The following is a 6832-nucleotide window of genomic DNA, read 5'->3' as shown; positions in this document are numbered from 1 at the left end:
TACGTCAGCCGCTCCGGCTACACCGGCGAGGACGGCTACGAGATCTCCGTGCCGGTCGAGCAGGCCGAAGCCCTGGCGCGCCGCCTGCTGGCCGAGGCGGAAGTGCAGCCCATCGGCCTCGGCGCCCGCGACTCGCTGCGCCTGGAGGCCGGCCTGTGCCTCTACGGCCACGACATGAGCACCACCACCACGCCGATCGAGGCCAGCCTGGCCTGGGCCATCTCCAAGGCCCGTCGCGTCGATGGCGTGCGTGCCGGTGGTTTCCCGGGGGCAGAGCGGATTCTTGGCCAACAGCAGGGTGGCGTAGAGCGGAAACGCGTCGGCCTGCTGCCGAGCGGCCGGGCGCCCGTGCGCGAGGGCACCCAGATCGTCAACGCCGAACAACAGGTCATAGGCGAAGTCACCAGCGGCGGCTTCGGCCCCAGCCTGGGTGGCCCCCTGGCCATGGGCTTGCTCGATAGCCGCTACGCGGCGCTGGAGACGGAGGTCTTCGCCCTGGTGCGGGGCAAGCCGCTGCCCATGCACGTTGTCCGTACGCCTTTCGTGCCGCAGCGCTACTACCGCGGCTGAAGGCTCGTAGTTGTGTGTAGGAGCGAGCTCTGCTCGCGAAGCTTTGGGCCGGGTGGCCGTTCGCGAGCAAAGCTCGCTCCTACCAAAGCGTCCCCTTTCGGAGCAAAGGCATGACAGAACCCCAGACCGCCGCTCGCCCGCAACCCTTGCAGGCCGGTGTCAAACTGCGCGGCGCCGAGAAGGTGGCGCGCATCCCGGTGAAGATCCTTCCCACCGAGGAGGTACCACGCAAACCGGACTGGATCCGGGTGCCCATCGCCGCCTCGCCGGAAGTGGCGCGGATCAAGCAGTTGCTGCGCCAGCACAAGCTGCACAGCGTCTGCGAAGAGGCCTCCTGTCCGAACCTCGGCGAGTGTTTCTCCGGCGGCACCGCCACTTTCATGATCATGGGCGACATCTGCACCCGCCGTTGCCCGTTCTGCGACGTCGGCCATGGCCGGCCGAAGCCGCTGGACCCGGACGAGCCGAAGAACCTCGCAGTGGCCATCGCCGACCTGCTTCTCAAGTACGTGGTGATCACCTCGGTGGACCGCGACGACCTGCGCGATGGCGGCGCCCGGCACTTCGTCGACTGCCTGCGGGAAATCCGCAAGCTGTCTCCGGGTATCCAGCTGGAAACCCTGGTGCCGGACTACCGCGGGCGCATGGAGGTGGCGCTGGCCATCACCGAGCAGGAGCCGCCAGACGTGTTCAACCACAACCTGGAAACCGTGCCGCGCCTGTACAGGGCTGCGCGTCCGGGCTCGGACTTCGAGTGGTCGCTGGACCTCCTGGAGAACTTCAAGCAGCGCGTGCCCCAGGTGCCGACCAAGTCGGGCCTGATGCTCGGCCTCGGCGAGACGGACGAGGAAGTGATCGAAGTGATGCAGCGCATGCGCGAGCACGGGATCGACATGCTGACCCTCGGCCAGTACCTGCAGCCCTCGCGCAACCACCTGCCGGTGCAGCGCTTCGTGCATCCGGATACCTTTGCCTGGTTCGCCGAGCAGGGCGCCGCGATGGGCTTTTCGAACGTGGCGTCCGGTCCGCTGGTGCGCTCCTCGTACCACGCTGACCAGCAGGCCCACGGAACGAAGACGGCAATGAAAGGCACCCTCTCCCCCAGCCCCTCTCCCTGAAGGGAGAGGGGAGCCGTCCGTGCCGGCACGAATTCATTCGCGATGGGCCGCGCAGCGGCCCCGTAGGGTGGACAGCGCTTTTCTGTCCACCAGGCGCGCTCAGCCTGGCACCCTACGCACTGGCTTCCCATCGGCCCCTTGCGCAGGCAAGGGGCTGTGCCGCGTTCAGTTCAACCGGTAGCGCGCCAGTTCGTCGCGGGTCAGCACGCGCATGCGCGTCGGGTCCGTGCTGTTCATGTCGTCCAGCAGGCCGAGGGGGATGTTCATTTCCTTGAGGTAGGCCGTCGGGCTGTAGCGGCTGGCGCTGCCGTCGGCCAGGGCGGAGTCGCCGTGGGCGAAGTAGGGGCGGTGGATGCCCACGTAGCCGCGCACGGTCTTGTTGCGGCCGGCGGCCAGGAGGTAGACGCAGCTGCCCTGGCATACACCTTCGCTGGGCACCATCACATCGAAGCCGGTTTCCCGCAGCAGACGGCCTATGCGCAGGGCTTCCGCGACGCTGCCACCTATGCTGTCCAGCAGCGCCAGCTTGCGGGCGTACTGGCCGGGGTTGGCGCGCAGGCCCTTCATCAGTGCCTCGTAGTCGCCGGGCGCGATGTCTTCCGAGATCTGCACGGCGAGGATCCGGCCGGCCTTGCTGTGCTGCACGGGCTGCACTTCCACCTTGGCCCAGGTGTAGGTCGAACAGAGGGCGACAAGGCAGAAGGCGGCGGCCCGGATTGCGGTACGGCTCATGGATCAGGCACTTCCTGGAGGGGGGGCTGGCGACTGCGAGAGAAGATACCTGCAAAAGGCCATCGTTTCCAAATGGGCCGGCAGGCGGAGTTCTCCGGTCTGAATCCAGCCGTTGGGAAGGGGGAAATTGCGGGATTACTTGCAAGCTATTATCATTCGCGGCTTTCGTTTCCGACGCCTCCCACCCTTCCCAGATGCCTCAGCGTTATCACGGCTTCTTCCAGCACTATGAAGAACTCATCGGCACCTGGACCCGCCGGCTGAGGAGTCGCCATCGCGCGGAGGACTTCGCCCACGACGCCTTCGTGCGGGTCCTGGAGGCGGACCAGGACAATGTCCGGCAGCCCCGTGCCTACCTGCACCAGACCACGCGCAATATCGCCGTGGATCATTTTCGCCGTGAGGAACGCCGCGCCCAGCTGGAACTGGATATCGCCGAGCCGGGCGAGGAGGCGAAGAACGACCCCGAATCCTACATGCACGCCGTCCAGCTCGCGGACTCCATCGAGAAGGCCCTGGCGGAGCTGCCCGTGAACTGCCGCCAGGTATTCGTCTGGCAGAAGCTGGAAGGCCTGACCCAGGCGGAAATCGCCGAGCGCCTGGGGTTATCCAGGAACATGGTCGAGCGCTATATGATCCGCACCCTTCGCCACCTGCGTGAGCGCCTGGACCTGGGCGCCACATGAGCCGGAACTCTCCAACAGGGCACCAAGACCCGAAAAATGGCCAACGACCGCAGCCTGATTCCCGCCAACCGGATGGCAGCATGACCCACAACCAACTCGCCGACTGCAGCGTCCGAGACGAAGCCGCCTACTGGTTCAGCCGCAACCGCGACCCCGGACAGGACGCCGAGGAACGGCGCCGATTCGACGCCTGGCTCGCGGCGGATGCGGCTCATCGGGCGGAGTACGAGCTGCTGGAGCGGCTGTGGAGCGCCACCGACCTGATTCCCGCGCAGCGCCTGCGAGAGCTCTGCCACGCCGAAGCCCGGCCCTTGCCGCTGCCGTCGCGCCGGCGCTTCCTGCAGGGGGCGATGGCGGCCGCGGCCAGCCTGCTGCTGGCCGGCGGAGCGACCTACCTGCTCGACCCCTTTGCCGAGGGCGGCGAAACCCATGCCACCCGGCTGGGCGAGCGCCGCCAGGTGACCCTGGCCGATGGCTCGACCCTGGACCTCAACAGCCGTACCCGCGTTACCGTGCTCTTCGCGGCGGACCGCCGACTGGTGCGGCTGGAAGCCGGGGAGGCGATGTTCAGCGTGACGCCGGACCGGGCGCGGCCCTTCGTGGTCGAGGCCGGGCCGGGCCGTGTCACCGTTACCGGTACCCGTTTCAATGTGCGCCACGACGCCCGGGACATGCGCGTGGCGGTGGAGTCGGGCCAGGTGCTGGTGGCGGGCGGGCAGGGCGCGGCCAGCCGGCCGCTGCTGGCCGGGGACGGCGTGCAGGTGGCGGCCGACGGGACAGTCGGGCCGGTGCAGCGAGTCGATATCGCGACCATCACCGCCTGGCGCCAGGGCAAGCTGATCTTCAACGATGTGCCGCTGGCCGACGTGGCGGACGAGGTGTCCCGCTACCGCGACAAGCCACTGCGTGTCGCCCCGGAAGTGGCGAAGCTGCGTTTCTCCAGCGTGTTCCGTGCCGACGACACCAATGCCTTGCTGACGGCCTTGCCGCGCATCCTTCCGGTCAGGGTCAGGACCCTGCCGGATGGCTCAAGCGAAATTATTTCGTTTTAGATTCAGGTTTATTTCTCCTCGTTCGTCTTCTCCTTCGACTTTTGGTGCCCACCCGTAGTCGGGCGCCTCTGCCTTCAGGACCGGACGAACGTGAACAACGAAATACAGCAATTCCCGGCATCGCCAACCACCTCCCGCAAGGCCGCGCGCCCCCAGCGCTGGTTGCCCCTGAGCCTGGCCATCGCCCTGGCGGTGGGCAGCGTCGGCGCCCAGGCCGCCGAGCGCAAGGAAATCCACATTCCGGCCCAGCCGCTGGCCGGCGCCCTTGGCCAACTGGGCCAGCAGACTTCGCTGCAACTCTTCTTCAGCCCGGACCTGGTGGCCGGCAAGCAGGCCCCGGCCGTCGACGGCACCCTGCTGCCGGCAGAGGTCCTCGCCGCACTGCTCGAGGGCAGCGGCCTGACCTTCGACCTGGCGGACGACACCGCCGTCCTGCGGCAGGTCTCGGGTGAGGAGGGCGCTTCGGCCATGGAGCTGCCGGCCTCGAATATCTCGGTGGTCGGCGACTGGCTGGGCACTGCCGACGACGCCGTGGTGCAGAACCACCCCGGTGCCCGTACCGTGGTGCGCCGCGAAGCCATGATCGAGAAGGGCGCGATGAACGTGCGTGACGCGCTGCGCTCCGTACCCGGGGTCCAGGTGCAGGAGTCCAACGGTACCGGCGGCAGCGACATCGCCCTCAACATCGGCGTCCGTGGCCTCACGTCGCGCCTGTCGCCCCGTTCCACCGTGCTGATCGACGGCGTGCCGGCGGCCTTCGCTCCCTACGGCCAACCGCAGCTGTCCATGGCGCCCATCTCCATCGGCAACCTCGACAGCATCGACGTCGTGCGCGGCGCCGGTTCCGTCCGCTACGGCCCGCAGAACGTCGGCGGGGTGATCAACTTCGTGACCCGTGCCATCCCGGAGAAATTCTCCGGCGATGTCTCCACCACCCTGGAAGACACCAGCCATGGCGGCTGGAAGTACCTCAACAGTGCATTCCTCGGCGGCACCGCCGACAACGGCATCGGCGCCGCGCTGCTCTATTCGGGCGTCAACGGCGACGGCTACCGCGACCGCAACAACGGCAACGACATCGACGACGTCATGCTCAAGACCCACTGGGCGCCCACCGAGCAGGACGACCTGTCGCTGAACTTCCATTACTACGACGCCACCGCCGATATGCCGGGCGGCCTCACCCAGGCTCAGTTCGACGACAATCCCTTCCAGTCCGACCGTGACTGGGACAATTTCAGTGGCCGCCGCAAGGACGTGTCGCTCAAGTACCTGCGCCAGGTGGACGACGTCACCCAGGTCGAAGTGCTGACCTACTACAGCGACAGCTTCCGTGGCAGCCACATCGCCAGCCGCGACCAGAAGTTCCTCAATTCCTATCCGCGCAGCTACTACACCTACGGCTTCGAGCCGCGCGTCTCGCGCATCTTCTTCGCCGGTGACAGCACCCACGAAGTGGGCGTCGGCTACCGCTACCTGAAAGAGGCCATGCACGAGGAATCCAGCCGCCTGGCCCTGGTGAACAATGTCCCGACGCCCACCCGCGGGCCGTCGGCGGACGGCCATGTGTTCCAGGACCGCACCGGCGGCACCGAGGCCAACGCCTTCTACATCGACGACAAGATCGATGTCGGCAACTGGACCATCACCCCGGGCATCCGCTACGAGAGCATCAACACCGACTGGCACGATCGCCCGGTACTCGGCAGCAACGGCCAGCCGGTGCAGGAGAAGCACCGCAGCAAGGACTACAACGAGCCGCTGCCGGCCATCAGCGTGATGTACCACCTCTCCGACGCCTGGAAGCTGTTCGCCAACTACGAGACCTCGTTCGGCAGCCTGCAGTACTTCCAGCTCGGCCAGGGTGGCGTGGGCGATAACCCGGCCAACGGCCTGGAGCCGGAGAAGGCCAAGACCTACGAACTGGGTACGCGCTACAGCGGCGAGAAGTGGGGCGGCGAAGCGACGCTGTTCTACATCGACTTCGACCACGAACTGCAATTCATCAGCAACGATGTGGGCTGGACCAACCTGGGCGCCACCAAGCACCAGGGCCTGGAACTGTCCGGTCACTACAACCTGGACGAACTGCTCGCGGGCCTGAGCCTGACCGGCACCTACACCTTCACCCGCGCCACCTACGAAGGCGACATCCCGGGCTTCAAGACCCGCGACCTGCCGTTCTACTCGCGTCACGTGGCCAACCTGGGCCTGCGCTACCAGGTCGACCGCTGGACCTACAACCTCGACGGCTACGCCCAGTCCGGCCAGCGCGCACCGGGCACCGGCATCGACGCCAACGGCAACTTCACCGGCGATTACATCACCGAGCCCACCGCCGACGGCCAGTTCGGCGACATTCCCGGCTACGTGACCTGGAACGTCCGCGGCGCCTACGACTTCGGTGAGCAGCTGTCCAACCTGAAGCTCGGCGTGGGGGTGAAGAACATCTTCGACAAGCAGTACTTCACCCGCTCCAGCGACAACAACGCGGGCATCTACGTGGGCCAGCCGCGCACCTGGTTCGTGCAGGCCAGCGTGGGGTTCTGAGCAGGGGCGGGTTCATTTGCACTTGGGAAACCACGTCCTGAGGACGTGGTCATGAGTCAGCGGCTCTGCCTGTGACGATTCGAATGTCCGGGCTGGCAGGATGAAGCCGATCCGGTAGGGTGCG

At 66.9% G+C, this 6832-nt stretch carries 6 protein-coding genes; 5 read left to right on the top strand and 1 reads right to left on the bottom strand.

The genetic code is table 11. From position 1 onward, the window contains the following. Together ACFPU0_RS14685 and lipA are read left to right on the top strand one after the other, a co-directional pair. On the top strand, positions 1-570 hold a 570-nt coding region (locus ACFPU0_RS14685; RefSeq protein ID WP_377693828.1), incomplete at its 5' end, for a glycine cleavage T C-terminal barrel domain-containing protein. A gap of 110 nt (positions 571-680) precedes the next feature. Beyond that, a complete protein-coding gene (gene lipA, locus ACFPU0_RS14680; protein WP_377693826.1) occupies positions 681-1688 on the top strand; it encodes a lipoyl synthase in 1008 nt (335 codons plus the stop codon). 165 nt (positions 1689-1853) lie between these two features. Here the strand turns inward: lipA and ACFPU0_RS14675 are convergent, their stop codons facing one another. Further along, a complete protein-coding gene (locus ACFPU0_RS14675) occupies positions 1854-2420 on the bottom strand; it encodes a hypothetical protein (protein WP_377693825.1) in 567 nt (188 codons plus the stop codon). A 194-nt stretch (positions 2421-2614) separates the two neighbouring features. On the opposite strand from ACFPU0_RS14675, the gene ACFPU0_RS14670 reads away from it, so the two are divergent. The 3 genes from ACFPU0_RS14670 (at position 2615) to ACFPU0_RS14660 (ending at position 6708) form a co-directional block, all read left to right on the top strand. Then, positions 2615-3106: an RNA polymerase sigma factor gene (locus ACFPU0_RS14670; protein WP_377693824.1), complete on the top strand. Its 492-nt coding sequence runs from the start codon at positions 2615-2617 to the stop codon at positions 3104-3106. Positions 3107-3186: 80 nt separating this feature from the next. Continuing rightward, complete coding sequence (locus ACFPU0_RS14665; protein WP_377693823.1) at positions 3187-4158, top strand: FecR family protein; 972 nt, start codon at positions 3187-3189, stop codon at positions 4156-4158. Positions 4159-4260: 102 nt separating this feature from the next. Beyond that, a complete protein-coding gene (locus tag ACFPU0_RS14660) occupies positions 4261-6708 on the top strand; it encodes a TonB-dependent siderophore receptor (RefSeq protein WP_377693829.1) in 2448 nt (815 codons plus the stop codon). Positions 6709-6832 lie beyond the last annotated feature (124 nt).

The sequence above is a fragment of the Pseudomonas sp. GCM10022186 genome (assembly GCF_042656385.1).
In the GTDB taxonomy this organism is placed as follows: Bacteria; Pseudomonadota; Gammaproteobacteria; order Pseudomonadales; family Pseudomonadaceae; genus Metapseudomonas.
The sequence above is the reverse complement of the archived record's forward strand: the minus strand, read 5'-3'. Positions and strand labels throughout refer to the sequence as shown.

What these genes read in the sequence shown, in the direction of transcription:
- lipA (WP_377693826.1), top strand. Translation starts at nt 681, where the DNA reads ATGACAGAACCCCAGACCGCCGCTCGCCCGCAACCCTTGCAGGCCGGT.
- ACFPU0_RS14675 (WP_377693825.1), bottom strand. Translation starts at nt 2,420, where the DNA reads ATGAGCCGTACCGCAATCCGGGCCGCCGCCTTCTGCCTTGTCGCCCTC.
- ACFPU0_RS14670 (WP_377693824.1), top strand. Translation starts at nt 2,615, where the DNA reads ATGCCTCAGCGTTATCACGGCTTCTTCCAGCACTATGAAGAACTCATC.
- ACFPU0_RS14665 (WP_377693823.1), top strand. Translation starts at nt 3,187, where the DNA reads ATGACCCACAACCAACTCGCCGACTGCAGCGTCCGAGACGAAGCCGCC.